Here is an 18,842-nt window from a genome sequence, read left to right on the forward strand (position 1 = left end):
GTTATTGGTGAGAACAAGGAAGACTTTGAGAGTTTCGATTTGTAATAGATGGAGCTAGTGATATGCAAGAAAAAGAAACGGGACAGATAATGCGCAGTTTTAAGGAAGAGTAAAAAAGTAGAAGGTAAGACTCATTTAGAGATGATCTTACCTTCTATTTTTATTTACTCGTTCATAATAGTTCATTTTAATGTGATTGGTGTGTTTGGAATCGTGAAATTAGCTTCAGACAGTTTTTTAACATATTGTGCCAAAAATTCTTCCCTAATAGGTGCCTGTTTTCCATTTAGCACATACATCGTTGTACGAACAGCGAAATTTCCATTACCAAGATCTACCATACCAAAAATCGTCGGTCCAGTTTGAATGCTTTCCGCGTACTTTTCTTTTAACTCTTGATTGACTTGATCAATGATCGTTGTGATTTGATCATATCCTTCATCAGGCATAATTCGAACGTCGATCAAAACTTGCATATTTGATCTGGAAAGATTACTTATGGTTGTTATATTGCGGTTTGGAATAAAGTGAACAGTGCCATCTAAGGCTTTCATTTGCGTTGTCCTAAGGCCTACCGCTGTAACTGTCCCTTCAATTCCAAGTGCAGTCAAACGAATATAATCTCCCACATCCATTTGCTGTTCTAAAATGATAAAAAAACCGGTAATAATATCATTCATAAACCCTTGAGCACCTAAACCGATAGCTACACCAGCAATACCTGCTCCAGCTAGAAGCGAGCCCACAGGTACCCCGATTACCGTTAGCAAGGAATAAATGAAAAAGAAGAAAAGTGTATATTGGAAAGCATTGTTGATCAAAGTGTGTAATGTTTTCAATCGGCTTTCACTAAATGCTTGTTTCTTACTATAGTTACCGTATGTTTTATCAATAAGCATCTTACCTATTCTATTCAAAATCACAAAAAGAAGAATTAAAAAGAGTAGATAAATCGCTTTTTCAATCAAAGTAGCGAGAATCTGGTCCCAATTGATCCCATTCCAAAAACGCTGAAGAGCGTTTACTTTTTTTTCAGTGACAGCTTTTATATCAAGTGTCGAATCCATTGTACTTTCAACGGTTTTACTGGATATTGATTGTCCCAGAATAAACAAGGATATCCCAACTTTCTTTTTTATCGATGATTACTTTATCATTATACTTGAATTTGAAAAAAGATGTCATTATTTATGAAAAAGCTTAACAAAAATATGGGAAATGTGTTACAATATTCTGAAAATAAGGAGTGATTGTATGACAATAGATTGGGATACATTAGGTTTTGATTATATAAAAACACCATTTCGCTACATTTCGACTTGGAAGGATGGGCAATGGGATGAAGGAAAACTAACAGAAGATAATACGCTACATATCCATGAAGGGTCGGCCGCACTTCACTATGGACAACAATGTTTTGAGGGACTAAAGGCATATCGTTGTAAAGATGGTTCAATCAATCTTTTTCGAGTAGATGAAAACTCTAAACGGATGAATCGTAGTGCGAAACGTTTAATGATGGCAGAGGTTCCAGAAGATAAATTTATCCGTGCAGTTGAGGACGTTGTAAAGGCTAATGAAGCATTTGTTCCTCCTTATGGCAGCGGCGGAACGTTATATATTCGTCCACTTTTGATCGGTGTCGGTGAAGGGATCGGTGTTCATCCAGCGCCAGAATATCTTTTTACGGTATTCTGTATGCCTGTAGGTGCCTATTTCAAAGGAGGTTTAACTCCGACAAACTTTATATTTTCTGATTATGATCGTGCTGCACCTCAAGGAACGGGCGCAATTAAAGTTGGTGGGAACTATGCAGCTAGTTTGCTGCCAGGGGAAGAGGCACGAAAAAAATACTTTTCAGATTGTATCTATCTTGATCCTGCAACACATACGAAAATCGAAGAAGTTGGCTCAGCTAATTTCTTTGGAATCACAAAAGATGATCGTTTCATCACACCATTATCGCCGTCAATTTTACCAAGTATAACGAAGTATTCACTACTTTATTTGGCCGAACATAACCTTGGCATGGAAGCAGTAGAAGAAGATGTGTACATTGATTCTTTAGATCAATTTAAAGAAGCTGGAGCTTGTGGAACAGCCGCTGTAATTTCACCAATTGGTGGGATTCAAACGTATGACGATTTCCACGTGTTTTACAGCGAAACTCAAGTAGGACCGATCACTCAAAAGCTTTATGATGAACTGACGGGGATTCAGTTTGGTGATATCGCTGCACCCGATGGTTGGATCAGAAACATACAGATATAGAAAAGATAAAGGTGTTGTCAAAAGACAAGCAACTTTCTAATAAAGAAAATGACGAAAAGCTCTCGTTGTTTTCTTTTTTTTGCTAAAGGAAAAACATTCGTTTCGTTCATTTTTGATCAAAAACTAAAAAAAATGCGTATTACTATTTTAGGAAGAAAGATTAGAAATGAGGAATACAAATGGAAAAGAAAGTATTATTTTTAGCAATGATCACAGTTTTTAGTTCGACTCTATCGCCAATTTTTGCAATTGCAGTACCGTTTGTAAAAAACAAAAATGATATTGAACAAACAACAGATTCAATGGAAAGTGTCAATTGCTCAACATCAAGTACAGAGACAAGTATTCATCGTGATACAGTGAGGGAGTCGACCGCGGATATACAAATAAAAAAAGAGAACATACAGATTTCATCTGAACCTGCAAATAATGATATTGATAACTTAAAACCGGAGCAGGAAGAAATATTTCCAACACAAATGACTAATTCAGATATAGTGATTACTGAGAATCAAGCAACTAAAGATTTCATTCAAGTAATCGGTAAGCATGCTGAAAAAATCGCACATGACTATCATTTATATGCCTCAATAATGATTGCCCAAGCAATCTTAGAATCAGGTGCTGGTACGAGCAGCTTAGCTTGTGATCCTTATTTTAATTTGTTTGGAATCAAAGGAGGCTATGAAGGAAGGTCTGTGGTGATGAAAACGCAAGAAGATGACGGAAAAGGCAATCTATTTTCTATTGAGTCAACATTTCGCCGATATCCTACGTATAAAGAATCTCTAGAAGATTATGCAAGACTGTTAAATGGCGGACTAATTGGAAATTCTGATTTTTATAAAGGTGCTTTTAAAAGCGAAACAAAAAATTACCAGGAAGCAACAGCATTTCTAACTGGAAAATATGCGACTGACATACACTATGCAGAGAAGTTGAATCAGTTGATTGAAATGTATGGATTGATCAATTATGACGACTTTCAAAGTGAAAAAATAATTGAACCAGAAAATTCAGATGCAACAGCGGAATTTAATGTGAAATTTCTAAAAATTAAAAATATCCGTGCTTTAATGAACAATAAACTTCAGGAAATCAAATCAAAAAAACATAAAGAGGAGAGTACGAAATATTTCATTTTAACAAAAGATTCCTACATTAAATTTTCGAAATGGGTAAGAAAACTGAATGACTTCTTTTTTTGATTGTAATCTTGTTAGTGTTCATCTTGTCTTTTAAGGAGTATACTGAATTTGTATTCATTTTTTAAAGAAAGGAATGAAAAAAGCATGTCTTTTAGAAACACAAAAGAATTGATGAATGGTTCGATTATCCCACGTTTAGGATTAGGGGTATGGCAAGTGAAAGATGGAGATGAAGCAGTTGATTCTGTGAAATGGGCCTTAGAAACTGGTTATCGTTTGATTGATACCGCTGCAGCCTATAAAAATGAAGTCAGCGTTGGTGAAGGAATCCGTGCTTCTGGTGTTCCTCGAGATGAAATTTTTGTAACAACTAAATTATGGAATGCTGATCAAGGATATGAGTCAACTTTGAGAGCCTTTGATGAGAGCTTGAATAAGCTTGGTTTAGATTATATTGATTTATATTTGATTCATTGGCCGGTAGAAGGGAAATATAAGGATTCTTGGCGGGCAATGGAAGAGATTTATCAAAGCGGACGTGCCAAAGCAATTGGGGTTTCTAACTTTCATAAACACCATATTGAAGATTTGCTAAAAGAGGCTAAAGTTGTACCCGTGGTTGATCAAATAGAGATCCATCCTACACTAACACAAGAGCCATTACGTAAATTTTTAGCAGATAATAAAATTGCAGTTGAAGCTTGGTCGCCGTTGGGACAAGGGAAAATTTTGGAAAATCCTACATTAGTTGACATCGGAAAAAAATATAATAAGACCGCTGCACAAGTGATTATTCGTTGGCATCTACAAAACGATATCATTGTGATTCCAAAATCAGTCCATCAAGAGCGGATCGAACAAAACTTTGATGTATTTGATTTCGAATTGACTTTAGAAGATATCAAACGTATTGATGACCTAAATAAAAATGAACGTTTAGGTCCTGATCCAGATAATTTTGATTTTTAATGCCATGAAAAAAGCGATAGGAATTTGATTAAAACCAAATTCCCCTCGCTTTTTATAATTGATTTACAAAATAATCAAATAACTTAAATTCTTTTGCCTCTACATCAAAGCGAAGTTCAGGATGCCATTGAACACCTAATATTCTTTGCTTAGGGTTTTCCGACTCAATTGCTTCTGCAATACCATCAGATGATCTTGCAGTAATTTTTAAAGAAGAAGCTACAGTGTTAAGAGCTTGGTGATGATAAGAGTTAACCCGATATCTTTCGCCAAGTAATGGATATAAAATACTGTTTTTTTCTATTTGGATATCATGTGTTGCAAATTGCGGCTGAGTAGGCTGTTGTCCATGTTTAACCTTCCAGTCAGAATATAATGAGAGGTCTTGGTATAAAGTTCCACCCAAAGCAACATTTAAAAGCTGCATGCCGCGACAGACCGCAAAAATAGGTTTATTTTGTTTAATGGCTTCTTTGATCAAAGCTAGTTCAAACAGATCACGACTGCGGTTTGTTTCTTCTAGTTTTGGATGAGGATCTTCACCAAATAAATCTGGAGAAATATCTTGTCCGCCAGCTAATAATAATTTGTCTATTTTAGAAATATAGTCCGCAGCGGCTTGTTCCTCTCCAATTGGCAATATGATCGGTAATCCGCCAGCTTTTTGAACAGCGGTCACAAATCCTTGTGGTGTATAACTTACATGGTTGCCGTTAAATACATCAACGGATTGAATAATTTGATTTCCAGCTATGCCGATAATCGTTGTCATTAAATCACTTCCTCAATTAATATGTAGGATAACAGTGTATCACTTTTTTTATAAAATAGGGGGCTAAATGGCTTTAAAGCATAGTTGAATCTAAATACAATAAAAAACAGTTAAGCTCAAAGTAGGAATGACCTAAAAAGAGATTAACTGTTTTTTTACTCTTAACGAGTACGGATGACTTCGATTTTATAGCCATCTGGATCTGTAATGAAATAATAAGATGGTGGAGTTCCAGGTAAACCTTTCATATCCGTAACTGTGAAACCGGCACTTTTTTGTTCCTCATGCAATTTTTCGATTTCGTCTGTACTAATAGCTATATGACCATAACCATCGCCCAGATCATAAGCTTCATGATCATAATTATACGTTAATTCTAGTTCGTAACCATCACCTGGCAATGTTAGATAAACTAAAGTAAATTTATGTTCTGGAAAATCACGACGGCGGCTTTCCTCAAAATTGAATGCCTTTTGATAAAATTCTAACGACGCTTCTAAATCTTTAACACGAACACAAGTGTGAGCCATTTTCATATGAGTCATCTTCCTTTCAAAAGTGGATATTATCGTAAACCATCGAAATAATCTACTGATATTTTCATAGTAGCATAGACTGGAATAAAATTGTGAGCGAAATGATAAGATATTACTTGTTCATGAGAAAATTCTCATGTAAAATTAGATTAAAAGAAAAGGGAGTTGTTTTTATGAAAACACCGTCATTCGGTGAAAAATCGGATACACTGGTCTATAAAAAAAGGCTAGGTGCTTATATTATCGTGTCAAGAAGTAATGCAACAGAAATAGTCTTGGTTCAGGCACCTAATGGAGCATATTTTTTACCGGGCGGAGAAATTGAACAAGGAGAGACTAAAGAAGTTGCAATTCATCGAGAAATGATCGAGGAGCTTGGATTTGAAGTGATCATTGGTGAGTATCTAGGACAAGCAGACGAGTACTTTCATTCAAGACACCGAAGTACAGACTATTATAATCCAGGTTACTTCTTTGTTGCAGACGGTTGGACACAAGTATGTGAACCTTTAGAGAAGACGAATACCATTTGCTGGGTTACGGTTGAGGAAGGAATTCAGTTACTAAAACGCGGCAGTCACAAATGGGCAGTACATAAATGGAAAGACAATCAATAAAAGTTAATGGACAACCAATAAGAAAATAGCGAGAACCATGCATGAGGACAATCACCTTATGTATGGTTCTCTTAGTTTTTTTCAGGAAAATGAAAAACAAAATGGAAAAATCAGGAGAAATTCCATTTTTATCGCTGAAATAAGAATGTTTAGTTCAGTGTTTGTTTTTGAATGATGCACTTGCTGTAAGAGAGAAGCCATTTACATGAGTGATTGAACAAGATACATGACATTTTCTAAATCCTTTATAGCAGATAGCGGTTTTTGCTGAACGTACAAGGTTTTGTTAGACCACTTTTTGTTTAAACTAAGTACAAAATAAGGCTTCAAAAGAGATTGAAACCCTTTCATAAACAGATTATATTGAAATAGAACCAATAAGTCGTACGCTTGGTTAAACTCAAAAGGGGTGTTGCATATTGTTAAGTGAAATGATAAAAGAAGAATTTATTCAACTACGAATTGACGCTTCCGATTGGGAAGATGCAATCCGAAAATCGGCTAGCCCTCTGCTCAATGGTGGAAAAATCACAGCAGAGTATATTGATAAGATTATTGAAACAGCGCAAACCTCAGGGCCTTATATTGTGGTTACAAAACATGTTGCACTGCCCCACGCACCAACGCAATTTGGTGCGCTGGATTTAGCAATGGGTATCACAACATTAAAAACACCAATCGCCTCAGGAAATAAAGCGAATGATCCAGTCAAATATCTTTTTTGTATGAGCGCTAAAGATAGTGAAACTCACTTAGAATCTATGGCTGAACTCGTCAACTTATTAAGTGATCAAAAGTTTTATCAAGTTTTAGATACAGCAGAAAAACCCATGGACATTTTAAATTATATTATTGAAACAGAATAGGAGATGAATACTATGCATAAAGCACTTGTAGCTTGTAGAGCTGGAGTAGGGTCAAGTTTAATGTTAAAAATTAAAACGGAGCAAGTAATAAAGGAAAATGGTTTTCCAATCCAAGTTGAACATTCTTCTTTGGATGCGGTACCAGGATTTGATGGTGACTTATTGATAACTTTGGCGGATGTTGCAAAAGAGTTGGAAACACAAGGATTAAAGCAAACAATCATCGGGATCAACAATATTGTCGATAAAATTGAAATTGAAAGTAAACTAAGTCAATTTCTGAATCGCTGATACATTTGCAAACACAAGGAGATGAAAAAAAGTGGATTTTATTATTAGTTTTTTAAGCACCCCCGCAGTTTTACTAGGTATCGTTGCATTCGTAGGACTTGTCGCTCAAAAGAAGACCGGGACAGAAATACTAACAGGTACCTTTAAAACGATTATTGGTTTCATGGTTTTTAGTGCTGGTGGAGCATTGATGACTGGCGCATTGCAAAATTTCAATAAGTTATTTCAAACAGGTTTTAATATAGTAGGGGTTGTTGCTTCACCAGAAGCAGCAACGGCTATGGCTCAAGAACAATATGCTTTAGTGACTTCTTGTACGTTGATTTTAGGATTTCTAATGAACTTAGTTTTTGCTCGTATCACACCGATGAAGAACATCTTCTTTACAACAGGTCACAGTTTGTTCTTCGCATGTGTATTGTCACTGATCATCAAGTCACATGGTATTTCAGATATTGCAGCAATTATTTTGGGAGGAACGATTTTAGGCTTTTGTTCTGCTGCGCTTCCTCAACTCTGTCAACCTTTTATGCGGAAAATTACTGGAAGCGACGATGTTGCAATCGGGCATTTTAATATGATCGGTTACTCTTTATCAGGTTATATTGGAAAACTTTTTAGTAAACATGAAGATAAAAGTACTGAGCACATTAATTTTCCCAAATGGTTGTCATTTTTTAGAGATTTTTTAATGGGTGTTGCGGTTATTATGCTGATTCTATTTTATGTATCCGCTTTAAAAGCTGGTCGATCAGTCACACAAGAGCTGGCGGGAACAACTCATTGGCTAGTTTTCCCAATGATTCAAGCATTTACTTTTACTGCTGGGATGTCTATTTTAATGACAGGGGTTCGCATGTTCTTAGCTGAAATTACGGCGGCTTTTGTTTCTATTTCAGAAAAATTTATTCCAAATTCTCGACCTGCATTAGATGTTCCAACTGTTTTCCCATATGCTCCAACGGCTGTCATTGTTGGTTTTTTATCTGCCTACGCTGCAGGGTTAGTTGGTGTTGCAATCATGGTGATTTTCAAGTTTCCAATCGTTATTATTCCAGCTGCGCATATTTGCTTTTTCTCTGGTGGAACAGCAGGAGTCTTTGGTAATTCAACTGGAGGATGGCGTGGAGCGGTAGCTGGATCGTTTATCATTGGTCTGCTATTAGCGTTCTTACCAACGATACTTTACCCCGTTTACGGAAGTATGGGACTGGAAGGGTCAACGTTTCCAAATATAGATTACAATGTAATCGGAATTTTCCTCGAGAAACTATTAAATTTATTTAGTTAAGCAAGGTGCCTAATTTAGTAAACTGGAGGTAATGGAATGATGAAGCAACAAACAAATCAAATATTATTGAATTTTTTTCAAAATACATCTGAGGAACTAAATAAGTTTATTCAAGAAATAGCAATAGAGCCATTATTAGCTGCAAAGGAATTGATTCTAACTTCGGAAAAAAAAGGCGGACGAGTTCATGTGACTGGAATTGGAAAACCTGGTCATGTTGCAGAATATATTGCTTCGTTATTATCTTCAACAGGAACACCAGCCTATTTTTTAGATGGTACTGAGGCGATTCACGGTTCAGCTGGCCAGGTTAGAGCAGAAGACGTTGTCCTTTCTATTTCGAATAGTGGTGAAACCGCAGAATTAAAACAAACGGTTCAAACATTAAAGAAAAACGGCGCCAAAATTATTTCTGTTACTGGCAAAAAAAGTTCGTGGCTGTCAAAAAATAGTGATTGTTTCCTTTTTGCAGGTGTAACAAAGGAAGGGGATTCTTTAAATAAGCCACCACGAGCTTCAATTTTAGCGGAAGTACTGATTCTCCAATCTTTGAGCGTGTTGCTACAAGAAGAAAAAGGAATCACAAACAAAGACTATATAAAATGGCATCCTGGAGGAACTTTAGGGCAAAGTAGTTCAAAGTAGATGTAGGGAAGGAAGAGCCAAAATGACACCCGTAGGAATCATTACAGCAATGGTCACACCAATAGATAAAACAAATAAACTCAATATAGTGGCTACAAAAAAACTAGTGAATCATTTAATCGACAAAAAGGTTAATGGACTGTTTATTCTTGGAACGAATGGGGAATTTCATGTTTTAAGTGAAGTTGAAAAATTAAGATTCGCTGAAATCGTCATTACTGAAACCAACGGCCGTGTACCAGTATATGTAGGGACTGGCGGAAATAGTACAAACCAAGTAATCAAGTTATCAAAAGAAATGACTTCACTAGGTGCGGATGCACTATCTGTTATCACACCGTTCTTTGTTGCTCCTACTGAAAGTGAATTGATTACGCACTATCAAACGATTGCCGACGCAAAAATTGCTCCTATTTTGTTATACAATATACCTAAAAATACAGGAACTGATATTAGTCGTAACACAGTTGAAAAGTTAGCTGAGCATCAAAATATCATCGGGATCAAGGATAGTAGTGGCAAAATAGAAAATATAAAAGGCTATATTGACGCATCAAAAAATAAAGATTTCTGTGTTTTAGCAGGATCAGATTCTTTGATACTTGATGCATTACAAGCTGGTGCTACTGGAGCAATTGCGGCTACATCAAATGTATTGACTGAAATAGATGTAGCAATTTACCAATATTGGTTAGAAGGGAAAATAGAAAAAGCGCGTATGATGCAAGACAGTATCGAAGAATTTCGTCGTATTTTAAAATTAGGAACCATTCCTTCAGCATTAAAAGCCGCTATCACTTATCAAGGGATCGATGTTGGTCAACCAAGGTTACCAGTTCAGCCGTTAGATAGTGAATCGCTTTTAGATGTAGCTAAAACAATAGAATACTATAAAAAAAATTTTTTCACAGAGGAGGATAACAATGTTCCGAACAACTATACTGAACCGAATTGAAGAAACAGCTATTATGGCAATAGTTAGAGTGGAAACAATTGAGCGTGCAATTGAAATTGCAGGTGGATGCTTAGAAGGTGGTGTGGACTGCTTAGAAATCAGTTATACTTTGCCTAATGCGAGCGAAATCATAGAACAGTTAAATACACATTATCAAGAACAATTATTAATCGGGGCTGGAACAGTGTTAGATAGTGAAACAGCTAGGTTAGCAATCCTAGCTGGCGCAAAATTTATCATTGCTCCAAATTATAATGAATCAGTGTGTAAATTATGTAATCGTTATCAAATCCCCTATATGCCTGGTTGCAGCAGTGTTACAGAAATGATCACAGCAATCGAAGCAGGAGCTGCAATGGTCAAAGCTTTTCCAATTTCAACGTATTATGGACCGACACTGATTACAACATTGAAAACACCAACTCCTTATCTTCCGATCATGTCATCTGGGGGAGCTAACAAAGAGAATATTGACGAGTGGTTAGAAAGTGGAGTAGATTGTATAGGGATTGGTAGTCTGTTGACCAAGGGAACGAAGGAAGAAATTGCAACAAATGCCAAACAATTGAAACAGGCAGTGATTAAATATAAGATGAAAAAAAAGTAAGAAAGTGCTAAACGCTTTAGCAGTTCAAAAAAGGATTGTTTTTGGAGGAGGGGATGAAATGACTGATGAGCGTTCTAGAAAATTGATGGAACGGCTGATTGAACGTTCAATCCATGAAATAAATGAATTAGCTACTCAAACGGGTTTGACAAAAAGGCAGCTGGAGTACTCGCTAGAAAAAATCAATGGGGATGTTGCAATTGACAATGAATCAAAATTAGTGATTGAAAACAACCATATCATTTTAACAAACCAACTCCGAGAACAATTCATAGCGATTCTTTCAGATAAAACATATGCTAAAGGATACTTAATGAATGCTTTAGAACGATCAAAGTATTTGTACTTACTACTATTTTATTATGCAGATGACTTTCTTTCGATCAATCATTTTGTGGAAGAGCTTGGCGTTGGGAAAACAACTATTATCAATGATCTGAAAAATTTGACGATTGAGTTAGATTCAGAAAATATTCAGCTTGTTTATACTAGAAAAAGTGGGTATCAGTTACTAGGCAACGAAGAGCATATTCGCTATCATTTAATGAAAATGATAATTTGGGATTTAACTGAAAATAATACTGCATTTATCTATGATCGGTTTTTAGAAAAACATCAAACTGAATCTATTGAGTCAACTAGAAAATTGATCGAAAAATATACAGTACAATATGGGATTTCATTTGTAGAAAATCGTTTGACAGAGTTTCTATATACGTTTATTTTCTTGAAAAAAAGATTGCTTCATTTGCCAGCCATATCCAATGATATGTATCAGCTGCCTGCATTGATCGCGATGAAAGAATACCAATTTTCCAAAAGTATTTTAGCTCATTTTAGTATTCAAGATGAGTCAGCTTATATGTATCTTTGTGCCTGGATATTAGGTCTATCTGTTGGTCGTCCCAATGACGCCGCAAAAGATTATGAAACCATTATAGAACTAGTCAAACGAATTATTTTTCGTTTTGAGGCAATATCAGGGATTCGGTTTAACAATCAAGAATTAGTCATTCGGCAATTGTATACCCATCTTAGGCCGACATACTATCGTTTGTATTTCAAACTGCCAATTGTAAATCCACTCCATAGCAAAATAAAGGATGAGTATAATGAGTTGTTTAATATTGTCGAAGAGACATTAAAGCCAATCGCTTCTTTGTTTGAACATCGAATCCCTGAAGATGAAATTGCGTTTTTGACGATGCATTTTGCTTCGTTATGCTCCAATTTTGATGAGTATAAAACATCGCAAAAGGTTGCACTGATTGTTTGTCCTAATGGAATTGGAAGTTCTTCTATTGTTTATACAGAGTTAAAAGTCCTTTTTCCAGAATTGTCATTCATAGGACCTGTTGAAACGAATGAGATCGAGCGATTATCGGATTCATACGATTTGATTTTTTCTACAGTCCCGAATATTCGGTTATTTTATACAAGAAAACCTGTTTATATTGTGAGCCCGATCATGAATACCCGAGAAAAGTATCGCTTGATCAGTGATGTGTATATGCAAATAGGTAATTTCAATTTTAAACTACCAAGTGTGGGGAAAATTATGGAAATTGTTCAACGACATACCACTGTTAGTGTAGGATCTTCTTTAGAAAAAGAGCTTTATGAATATTTAATTAATCAAGAAGAACCTATTGAAAATGACGGGGATGGCCCTAGTTTGATGGAAATTACAACCCCTGAATTAATACAGCTAAACCTGCATGCTAAAAATTGGGAAGAGGCGATCCGTCGTTCGGCAGCACCGCTCTTAAATGATGGCAGAATTACAAGAAATTATATCGACACCATTATTGAAACTGCTAAAACACAAGGTCCCTACATGGTTATTTCAAAACATGTAGCACTACCTCATGCAAGACCAATCGATGGGGTAGAAAAATTAGGGATGAGTATTAGTGTATTAAAAGAGCCGATTGTATTCGGAAGCGCAGAGAACGATCCGGTCAAGTATATATTTTGCCTTGCCGCTACCGAAAATAATCGTCACTTAAATGCGATGGCGGAACTAGTAAAGTTATTAGATGATTCTCTCTTTTATCACTTACTTGATACCAGTAAAGACCCCAATGAAATTTATCAGTATTTATCGTAAAAAGGGAATCAGATGGTGAGAGTGGATCATTTTTATTGGAAAAAGCAGTTTGCAAAATTCTTGCAAACTGCTTTTCAATGAAAGTATTATATATATTTTAATAAAACTTCAGCAACGCCGTCTTCATCATTGCTTGTTGTTTGAATGTCTGCAGCAAGTTTGACGCTTTCTGTTGCATTGCCCATTGCAACACCGATCCCAGCATACTCGATCATAGACAGATCGTTTTCGTTATCACCAATCGCCATTGTTTCTGACTGAGAAATACCTAAATGCTCTGCAAGCTTCGCCAGCGCATTACCTTTACTAGCTTCTTTATTCAAAATTTCATAGTAAAAATCCGTACTTTTCACAGTAGTGTATTTACGAACAAATTCATCTGGTAGTTGATTGATTGCTCTGTCTAAAATTTCTGGTTCATCGATCATCATCATTTTGATAATTGACATATCTGGAGTCATCTCATCAACTGTTCGATATTTTAAAGGCATGTCAACAAGAGAAGCTTCATGCACCGTGTATTTCCCGATATCCCGATTTGCTGTATAAATTGTTTTATCATCGATTGTATGCAAATGTGTTCCAACTTTTCGAGACATTAATTCTATTTCTAAAAAGTCGTCATAACTCAAAGTGTATTGAGAGATGATCTCGTTGGACTTTGTTGCCTGTACTAAAGAACCATTATACGTGATTACATAATCGTTATCGCCATATAAATCCAATTCAGTAAGTTGTTCTTTTACCCCCGGCAAAGGACGTCCTGTACATAATACGATATACATACCACTTTGATTGGCTTTTTGAAGTGTTTCTTTCACTTTGGGCGTGATTTTTCTGTTTGAATCCAATAATGTTCCATCAATATCGATTGCAACTAATTTGACTGACATAAGTTCCTCCTAAGGTGTACTCTTTAATTTTTTCCTTCAACTAATGCACCATTGTGAATATATGCTGTAAATTCACGATAGGTGTCATCAAATAAATCATAATGTTGCTGTCTTTTTGGGTCAACCATTTCTTTTGGAAAATAAAAACGTTCATCAATTTGAGTTTGACCAGCAAGTGCAGCCACTAAGTGACTGATTTTAGATAGTTCAATTAAGGTACCATCTTTTTGCATGATTTCAATTTGGGTTCGATGACTATTTTTTTCTGGACGATAAAAATCATAGGGCAAATCATAACTTGAATTGATGGCAGTGTAATATTTGGGATTATAGCCAACTTTTTCAATCAAGGCTTTCAAATGGCGGATCGTAACTGAATCGCGATTGCCGGAAAACGTTGCTGATTTTAAGGGTTTACGTATTAAAAAGCGGTTCGCTAGATCATTAAGGATCGGATCAGGTAAGGAAGTCCACTGGGTAAAGTATGTGTTCAACACGCCATCATCCAGTTTTAAATATTCCTGCAATGAAAAATTACCTTTAAAAAAAGGAACCAAAAGCTGAGAATGTAGTTGATAGTCTTCGGGTTGTTGTTCATACAATTCTTTTGCTCGATGTAAAAGATGATCCAAAATGACTTCCATACCACGAGAAACTGGGTGGAAATAGACTTGTACATACATTTGATAACGGCTAACAATATAATCTTCAACCGCGTGCATACCATTCATAGCAAATGCCAAACCATCTTTGTAAGGACGGATGACACGTAATATCCTAGTTAAATCAAAAGTACCATACTCAGTTCCCGTAAAATAAGCATCTCGTAATAAATAATCCATGCGGTCAGCATCAATTTGACTGGAAATCATTTGAACAACTTGTGGATTAGGATATTGTTTAGTAATGACGCTTGCTACTTTATTAGGAAAATCCGCTGAAACTCGGTTCAATATCTGAAAGACTTCTGTTTCTGGAGAAGTAATGATTTCAACAGTGATTGCTTCATGATCTGTATTAAAAATATGTTCAAACGTATGAGAGTATGGTCCATGACCGACATCATGGAGCAACGCAGCACAAAGTGCGACTAAGCGTTCACCATCATCCCAACCATCTTCGCCTAGACGCTCAGCTGAATAATTACGTTGAAAAATATCACAAATGCGGCGAGTTATTTCATATACACCTAAAGAATGAGCAAAACGACTATGCTCTGCACCATGAAAGGTGAATGAAGAAGTACCTAATTGTTTGATCCGCCGTAATCGCTGTACCTCAGCTGAATTGATTAAATCTAAAATGACTTGATGTTGGACATGAATATAGTTGTGTACAGGATCTCTAAAAACTTTCTCAATCGGTAAAATTTGATACTTATAAGGGGTTGACATTGTTTCACTCCTTTTACTGTGTTTCACAGGAAATATTTTAAGAACTGATGTTGAAAATGTTAACAAACAATCTACGTCCGTAATTGGAGTATTGCTATTTTAACAATTGGTTTCGTTGCTCCATTTTTTTCATTTGTTTGTCGATTTCGGTAGTAAACCAATCAGAAGTTAATAATCCGGGCAATAGTTCACTATCGATCGTAACGGGTGCTCTATCTAATAATACGTCAATTAATCGTTTTTTTACTTCATCAACCGTTATTTTTTTTTGAAGTAAGTCTTCCAAATTTGCCATGACTTTCGGATCAACTGCAGGATAACCATTTTTGCCAAATTCCTCGCGCAGACTTGCCTCATAAAAACGGCGGACACTTTCTCCACGTTTTTGTTGATTACCATTGACACTTAAATAAATCATGACAGCAGTACCATTTTTGATCCGACGTTGAGCGATTCCAGCAAATTTTTTACCATTGATGCTTAAATCAAATCTACCTGGACAATAAGATGTTGTGATTTCAAAAGCTTCAATAGAATGTATGGAATCTTCAAAAGCAAGCTTGATCCAGCTCCACATATAAGTATAAGCTCCATCTATGCTCATTTTTTCATTTTCTGTATTTGGAAGAATCAACGAAAGATTTAAAATGCCGGCATCCGCAATTACGCCTAATCCACCAGCATTTCGTAGGACAACGTTGTATCCATCTCGCGCCAAAGAAGCTAAACCACTGCTTAGATCAGGGACACGGGTATCTTTCATGCCGAGAATCATGGCTTGATCAAGTTGCCAAAAATGGATGATCGGCTGTTGGTTGATTCCAGAAAATGTAGTAAAAGTATCAGTCAATGCAAAAGGGAGGAAATAATCTTTTGCAGTCAAACATTGTTGATCATATAAAAAGACGTTATCCGTTGTGAATAATTGATTTAAATTAGTCATCTTGTTCTTCATCCTGTCTTATGCGGGAAACATAGTCCTTCACTTCTTTATTCATTTGGTTATATTCATTTGTAAAGCGCATAGGCTTACTGATAATTCTCATCGGCATGGTGGCTAAAAATTTACTGAAATCCTGTCTGGCTTCTTCAGTTAAACGACCTGGTTTTGAGACTAGACGTTCATATAAATAATGATAAAATTGATTCATTGCATCAATGTCAATACTCATTTGATTATGACACTCTGTGCATTCAATGCTAGAAATGATTTCATTCATATATTGAATATCATGGAGTGTTTCTTTTTGGCAATGCATGCAAAATAACATTGCTTTTTCATCGTGAAATAACATTTGTTTCCACCTCCAATTTCTATTATATACGATTTAAGGGAAAAATCATGCTTATCTACGTAGAAATAAGAAAGAAAAGTGATAATTTTTAAGGAAATCCAAAAAATCAAGAGAATACCTTGCTATCAGTTAAAGAAAAATATAGAATATTTACATATGATCCATTAGAGAACAAATGTAAAATGGAGGTGTGGAGATGAATAAAAAAATGGTCAACGTTCAACAAGCGAAGGTGATAGATAAGCGCCAAGCACTAAGAAAAATGTGGGAAATTAGAATTTTTGAGGAAATGATCCAAGAGCTTTTCGATGCAGGAGAATTGTACGGGACAATGCATTTATGCATCGGCCAAGAGGCTACCGCAGTTGGAGGTGCAGGCATTTTAAAAAAGAGTGACTGGATCGTTTCAACACATAGAAATCATGGACATTGTATCGCAAAAGGAACCGATATCAGAAGTATGTTTGCCGAAATGCTGGGTAAAAAGACAGGAACCAACGAAGGCAAAGGAGGCAGTATGCATATTGCTGATTTGAATGTGGGGAATTTAGGTTCAAATGGAATAGTTGGAGCTGGGTTCCCAATTGCTGCTGGAGCGGCTCTGAGTGCCCAGATGCAAGGAACTGATCAAGTTGTGCTGTGCTACGCTGGAGATGGCGCTACTAATGAGGGTAGTTTTCATGAAGCGCTGAATTTAGCTTCTATTTGGCAATTGCCAGTGGTTTATTTTATTGAAAATAATCAATATGGTATGAGCAGCTCCATTGAGCAGATGGTTAATATAGACAAACTTTCCGATAGAGCAAAAAGTTATGGTATTGAAGGGATAACAATTGACGGCAATGACTTAGTTGCAGTCTCTAAAACTGTTTCGCAGGCTGTAGAAAAAGCAAGAAATGGCGGGGGACCTACATTGATAGAAGCATTGACTTATCGACACAAAGGTCATTCTAAGTCAGACAAATTAATGTATCGTTCAGAAGAAGAATGCCGTCAATGGCAAGAAAATAACGATCCAATCATTCGCTTAGAAAGCGAACTGATCAAAAATGGTGTTCAACAAGAAGCGGATATTCGACAAATGGAGTTCACAATCCGCAAAGAGTTTGCTGATCTGGTCGCCTCTGTGAAATCAGACAGCGAACCTGAAATAGAAGATCTTTTGACACATGTCTATGCGGAGGGTGAAGCATGAGAATGATCACATATTTACAAGCAATTAATGAAGCACTGGATGAGGCTTTAGCTCAAGATGAACGTGTTTTTTTGTTAGGAGAAGATATTGGTGTTTATGGTGGGGGATTTGGCGCAACGCACGGGCTTCAAGAAAAATATGGAAGACAGCGAGTAAGAGATACACCGATATCTGAAAGCGCAATTGCAGGTGTATCCGTCGGAGCTGCGATGACAGGCATGCGCCCTGTGATGGAGTTGCAATTTTCAGATTTTATAACAGTAGCGATGGATCAATTAGTGAATCAAGCAGCGAAAATTCATTATATGTACAGCGGGAAAGCAAAAGTTCCTTTGGTCATGAGAACAGCAGCAGGTTCAGGAACAGGGGCTGCAGCACAACATTCGCAAAGTTTAGAAAATTGGATGGCCCATATACCAGGTTTAAAAGTAATTCAACCAAGTAATGCTTACGATGCAAAAGGATTACTTCATGCAGCTATTAAAGATGACAATCCCGTCATGTTTTACGAGCATAAACTATTATATAAAACGTTGGGAGAGGTTCCAGATAAACCTTATACAATACCAATCGGTCTAGCGGACGTTAAACGAACAGGGAAAAATCTGACAATCGTTGCGACAGGGAGCATGGTCAACAAAGCTCTGGAAGCTGCAGAAATTGCTCAGGAAAAGGGCATTTCTGTCGAAGTTGTTGATCCGAGGACTTTAGTGCCTCTTGATACCAAGACTATTTTAACGTCTATCGAAAAAACAAAACGCGTCATCGTCGTAACAGAAGCTGTAAAAAATAGCGGGTTTAGCGCAGAAATCACATCGATCATTGCTGAATCTAAAATTTCTATGAAGTTAAAAGCACCGATTGTACGCTTAGGCGGGGCATTTGTACCAATGCCGGCACAAAAAATGTTAGAAGCTCACGCAACCCCTCAAGTTGAGTCACTTCTTGACGCAGTAACTCAGGTCATGGCAGAAATCGAGGTTTAGC

Annotated in this window: 20 protein-coding genes; 13 read left to right on the top strand and 7 right to left on the bottom strand. The window is 36.4% G+C overall.

Annotation, left to right across the window (positions count from 1 at the left end; all coding sequences use genetic code 11):
- Positions 1-182: 182 nt before the first annotated feature.
- The gene (locus A5821_RS02825; protein ID WP_086312989.1) at positions 183-1,115 is read right to left on the bottom strand and encodes a mechanosensitive ion channel family protein; all 933 of its coding nucleotides are present in this window, start codon (positions 1,113-1,115) and stop codon (positions 183-185) included.
- Positions 1,116-1,254: 139 nt separating this feature from the next.
- On the opposite strand from A5821_RS02825, the gene A5821_RS02830 reads away from it, so the two are divergent.
- The 3 genes from A5821_RS02830 to A5821_RS02840 all read left to right on the top strand — a co-directional run bounded on the left by A5821_RS02830 (position 1,255) and on the right by A5821_RS02840 (position 4,388).
- On the top strand, positions 1,255-2,271 hold the full coding sequence (locus A5821_RS02830) for a branched-chain amino acid aminotransferase (protein WP_086312990.1): 1,017 nt from the start codon (positions 1,255-1,257) through the stop codon (positions 2,269-2,271).
- Between the two features lie 179 nt (positions 2,272-2,450).
- The gene (locus A5821_RS02835) at positions 2,451-3,479 is read left to right on the top strand and encodes a glucosaminidase domain-containing protein (protein WP_086312991.1); all 1,029 of its coding nucleotides are present in this window, start codon (positions 2,451-2,453) and stop codon (positions 3,477-3,479) included.
- 84 nt (positions 3,480-3,563) lie between these two features.
- Entirely contained in the window at positions 3,564-4,388 is an 825-nt protein-coding gene (locus A5821_RS02840) for an aldo/keto reductase (protein ID WP_086314295.1), read from the top strand.
- Between the two features lie 52 nt (positions 4,389-4,440).
- Here the strand turns inward: A5821_RS02840 and A5821_RS02845 are convergent, their stop codons facing one another.
- Positions 4,441-5,160, bottom strand: coding sequence for a gamma-glutamyl-gamma-aminobutyrate hydrolase family protein (locus A5821_RS02845; RefSeq protein ID WP_086312992.1), 720 nt, complete (start codon positions 5,158-5,160; stop codon positions 4,441-4,443).
- Positions 5,161-5,321: 161 nt separating this feature from the next.
- Positions 5,322-5,696: a VOC family protein gene (locus A5821_RS02850; RefSeq protein WP_086312993.1), complete on the bottom strand. Its 375-nt coding sequence runs from the start codon at positions 5,694-5,696 to the stop codon at positions 5,322-5,324.
- A 173-nt stretch (positions 5,697-5,869) separates the two neighbouring features.
- Between A5821_RS02850 and A5821_RS02855 the strand changes: the two genes are divergently transcribed.
- The 8 genes from A5821_RS02855 (at position 5,870) to A5821_RS02890 (ending at position 13,078) form a co-directional block, all read left to right on the top strand.
- Entirely contained in the window at positions 5,870-6,313 is a 444-nt protein-coding gene (locus A5821_RS02855; protein WP_086312994.1) for an NUDIX hydrolase, read from the top strand.
- Between the two features lie 419 nt (positions 6,314-6,732).
- Positions 6,733-7,179: a PTS sugar transporter subunit IIA gene (locus A5821_RS02860; RefSeq protein WP_086312995.1), complete on the top strand. Its 447-nt coding sequence runs from the start codon at positions 6,733-6,735 to the stop codon at positions 7,177-7,179.
- A gap of 12 nt (positions 7,180-7,191) precedes the next feature.
- Positions 7,192-7,470, top strand: a complete 279-nt coding sequence (locus A5821_RS02865; RefSeq protein ID WP_086312996.1) for a PTS sugar transporter subunit IIB — start codon at positions 7,192-7,194, stop codon at positions 7,468-7,470.
- A 31-nt stretch (positions 7,471-7,501) separates the two neighbouring features.
- Entirely contained in the window at positions 7,502-8,761 is a 1,260-nt protein-coding gene (locus A5821_RS02870) for a PTS ascorbate transporter subunit IIC (RefSeq protein ID WP_086312997.1), read from the top strand.
- 36 nt (positions 8,762-8,797) lie between these two features.
- Complete coding sequence (locus tag A5821_RS02875; protein WP_086312998.1) at positions 8,798-9,406, top strand: KpsF/GutQ family sugar-phosphate isomerase; 609 nt, start codon at positions 8,798-8,800, stop codon at positions 9,404-9,406.
- A 22-nt stretch (positions 9,407-9,428) separates the two neighbouring features.
- Complete coding sequence (gene dapA, locus A5821_RS02880) at positions 9,429-10,361, top strand: 4-hydroxy-tetrahydrodipicolinate synthase (protein WP_086312999.1); 933 nt, start codon at positions 9,429-9,431, stop codon at positions 10,359-10,361.
- Positions 10,330-10,968: a ketohydroxyglutarate aldolase gene (locus A5821_RS02885; protein ID WP_086313000.1), complete on the top strand. Its 639-nt coding sequence runs from the start codon at positions 10,330-10,332 to the stop codon at positions 10,966-10,968. Before dapA ends, A5821_RS02885 begins: the two co-directional genes overlap by 32 nt.
- Positions 10,969-11,026: 58 nt before the next feature.
- Complete coding sequence (locus tag A5821_RS02890) at positions 11,027-13,078, top strand: BglG family transcription antiterminator (protein ID WP_086313001.1); 2,052 nt, start codon at positions 11,027-11,029, stop codon at positions 13,076-13,078.
- An 86-nt stretch (positions 13,079-13,164) separates the two neighbouring features.
- Here the strand turns inward: A5821_RS02890 and yidA are convergent, their stop codons facing one another.
- The 4 genes from yidA to A5821_RS02910 form a co-directional block, all read right to left on the bottom strand.
- Positions 13,165-13,971: a sugar-phosphatase gene (gene yidA / locus A5821_RS02895; protein WP_086313002.1), complete on the bottom strand. Its 807-nt coding sequence runs from the start codon at positions 13,969-13,971 to the stop codon at positions 13,165-13,167.
- Between the two features lie 23 nt (positions 13,972-13,994).
- Positions 13,995-15,365, bottom strand: a complete 1,371-nt coding sequence (locus tag A5821_RS02900; protein ID WP_086313003.1) for an HD domain-containing protein — start codon at positions 15,363-15,365, stop codon at positions 13,995-13,997.
- Positions 15,366-15,459: 94 nt separating this feature from the next.
- Positions 15,460-16,308, bottom strand: a complete 849-nt coding sequence (locus A5821_RS02905) for a lipoate--protein ligase family protein (RefSeq protein ID WP_086313004.1) — start codon at positions 16,306-16,308, stop codon at positions 15,460-15,462.
- Positions 16,301-16,660, bottom strand: coding sequence for a hypothetical protein (locus A5821_RS02910; RefSeq protein WP_086313005.1), 360 nt, complete (start codon positions 16,658-16,660; stop codon positions 16,301-16,303). Before A5821_RS02910 ends, A5821_RS02905 begins: the two co-directional genes overlap by 8 nt.
- Positions 16,661-16,856: 196 nt before the next feature.
- Between A5821_RS02910 and A5821_RS02915 the strand changes: the two genes are divergently transcribed.
- Positions 16,857-17,855 carry a thiamine pyrophosphate-dependent dehydrogenase E1 component subunit alpha gene (locus A5821_RS02915; RefSeq protein ID WP_086313006.1) on the top strand — a complete coding sequence of 333 codons (999 nt, stop codon included), beginning with the start codon at positions 16,857-16,859 and terminating at the stop codon, positions 17,853-17,855.
- A complete protein-coding gene (locus tag A5821_RS02920) occupies positions 17,852-18,841 on the top strand; it encodes an alpha-ketoacid dehydrogenase subunit beta (protein ID WP_086313007.1) in 990 nt (329 codons plus the stop codon). Before A5821_RS02915 ends, A5821_RS02920 begins: the two co-directional genes overlap by 4 nt.
- The last annotated feature ends 1 nt before the right edge of the window (position 18,842 follow it).

The organism is Enterococcus sp. 7F3_DIV0205 (genome assembly GCF_002141365.2).
Taxonomy (GTDB): Bacteria; Bacillota; Bacilli; order Lactobacillales; family Enterococcaceae; genus Enterococcus_L; species Enterococcus_L palustris.

Bases quoted from the DNA above. Each gene is read 5' to 3' on its own strand.
- A5821_RS02830 (WP_086312990.1), top strand. From the start codon at position 1,255: ATGACAATAGATTGGGATACATTAGGTTTTGATTATATAAAAACACCA.
- A5821_RS02835 (WP_086312991.1), top strand. From the start codon at position 2,451: ATGGAAAAGAAAGTATTATTTTTAGCAATGATCACAGTTTTTAGTTCG.
- A5821_RS02840 (WP_086314295.1), top strand. From the start codon at position 3,564: ATGTCTTTTAGAAACACAAAAGAATTGATGAATGGTTCGATTATCCCA.
- A5821_RS02845 (WP_086312992.1), bottom strand. From the start codon at position 5,160: ATGACAACGATTATCGGCATAGCTGGAAATCAAATTATTCAATCCGTT.
- A5821_RS02850 (WP_086312993.1), bottom strand. From the start codon at position 5,696: ATGAAAATGGCTCACACTTGTGTTCGTGTTAAAGATTTAGAAGCGTCG.
- A5821_RS02855 (WP_086312994.1), top strand. From the start codon at position 5,870: ATGAAAACACCGTCATTCGGTGAAAAATCGGATACACTGGTCTATAAA.
- A5821_RS02865 (WP_086312996.1), top strand. From the start codon at position 7,192: ATGCATAAAGCACTTGTAGCTTGTAGAGCTGGAGTAGGGTCAAGTTTA.
- A5821_RS02875 (WP_086312998.1), top strand. From the start codon at position 8,798: ATGATGAAGCAACAAACAAATCAAATATTATTGAATTTTTTTCAAAAT.
- dapA (WP_086312999.1), top strand. From the start codon at position 9,429: ATGACACCCGTAGGAATCATTACAGCAATGGTCACACCAATAGATAAA.
- A5821_RS02885 (WP_086313000.1), top strand. From the start codon at position 10,330: ATGTTCCGAACAACTATACTGAACCGAATTGAAGAAACAGCTATTATG.
- A5821_RS02890 (WP_086313001.1), top strand. From the start codon at position 11,027: ATGACTGATGAGCGTTCTAGAAAATTGATGGAACGGCTGATTGAACGT.
- yidA (WP_086313002.1), bottom strand. From the start codon at position 13,971: ATGTCAGTCAAATTAGTTGCAATCGATATTGATGGAACATTATTGGAT.
- A5821_RS02900 (WP_086313003.1), bottom strand. From the start codon at position 15,365: ATGTCAACCCCTTATAAGTATCAAATTTTACCGATTGAGAAAGTTTTT.
- A5821_RS02905 (WP_086313004.1), bottom strand. From the start codon at position 16,308: ATGACTAATTTAAATCAATTATTCACAACGGATAACGTCTTTTTATAT.
- A5821_RS02910 (WP_086313005.1), bottom strand. From the start codon at position 16,660: ATGTTATTTCACGATGAAAAAGCAATGTTATTTTGCATGCATTGCCAA.
- A5821_RS02915 (WP_086313006.1), top strand. From the start codon at position 16,857: ATGAATAAAAAAATGGTCAACGTTCAACAAGCGAAGGTGATAGATAAG.
- A5821_RS02920 (WP_086313007.1), top strand. From the start codon at position 17,852: ATGAGAATGATCACATATTTACAAGCAATTAATGAAGCACTGGATGAG.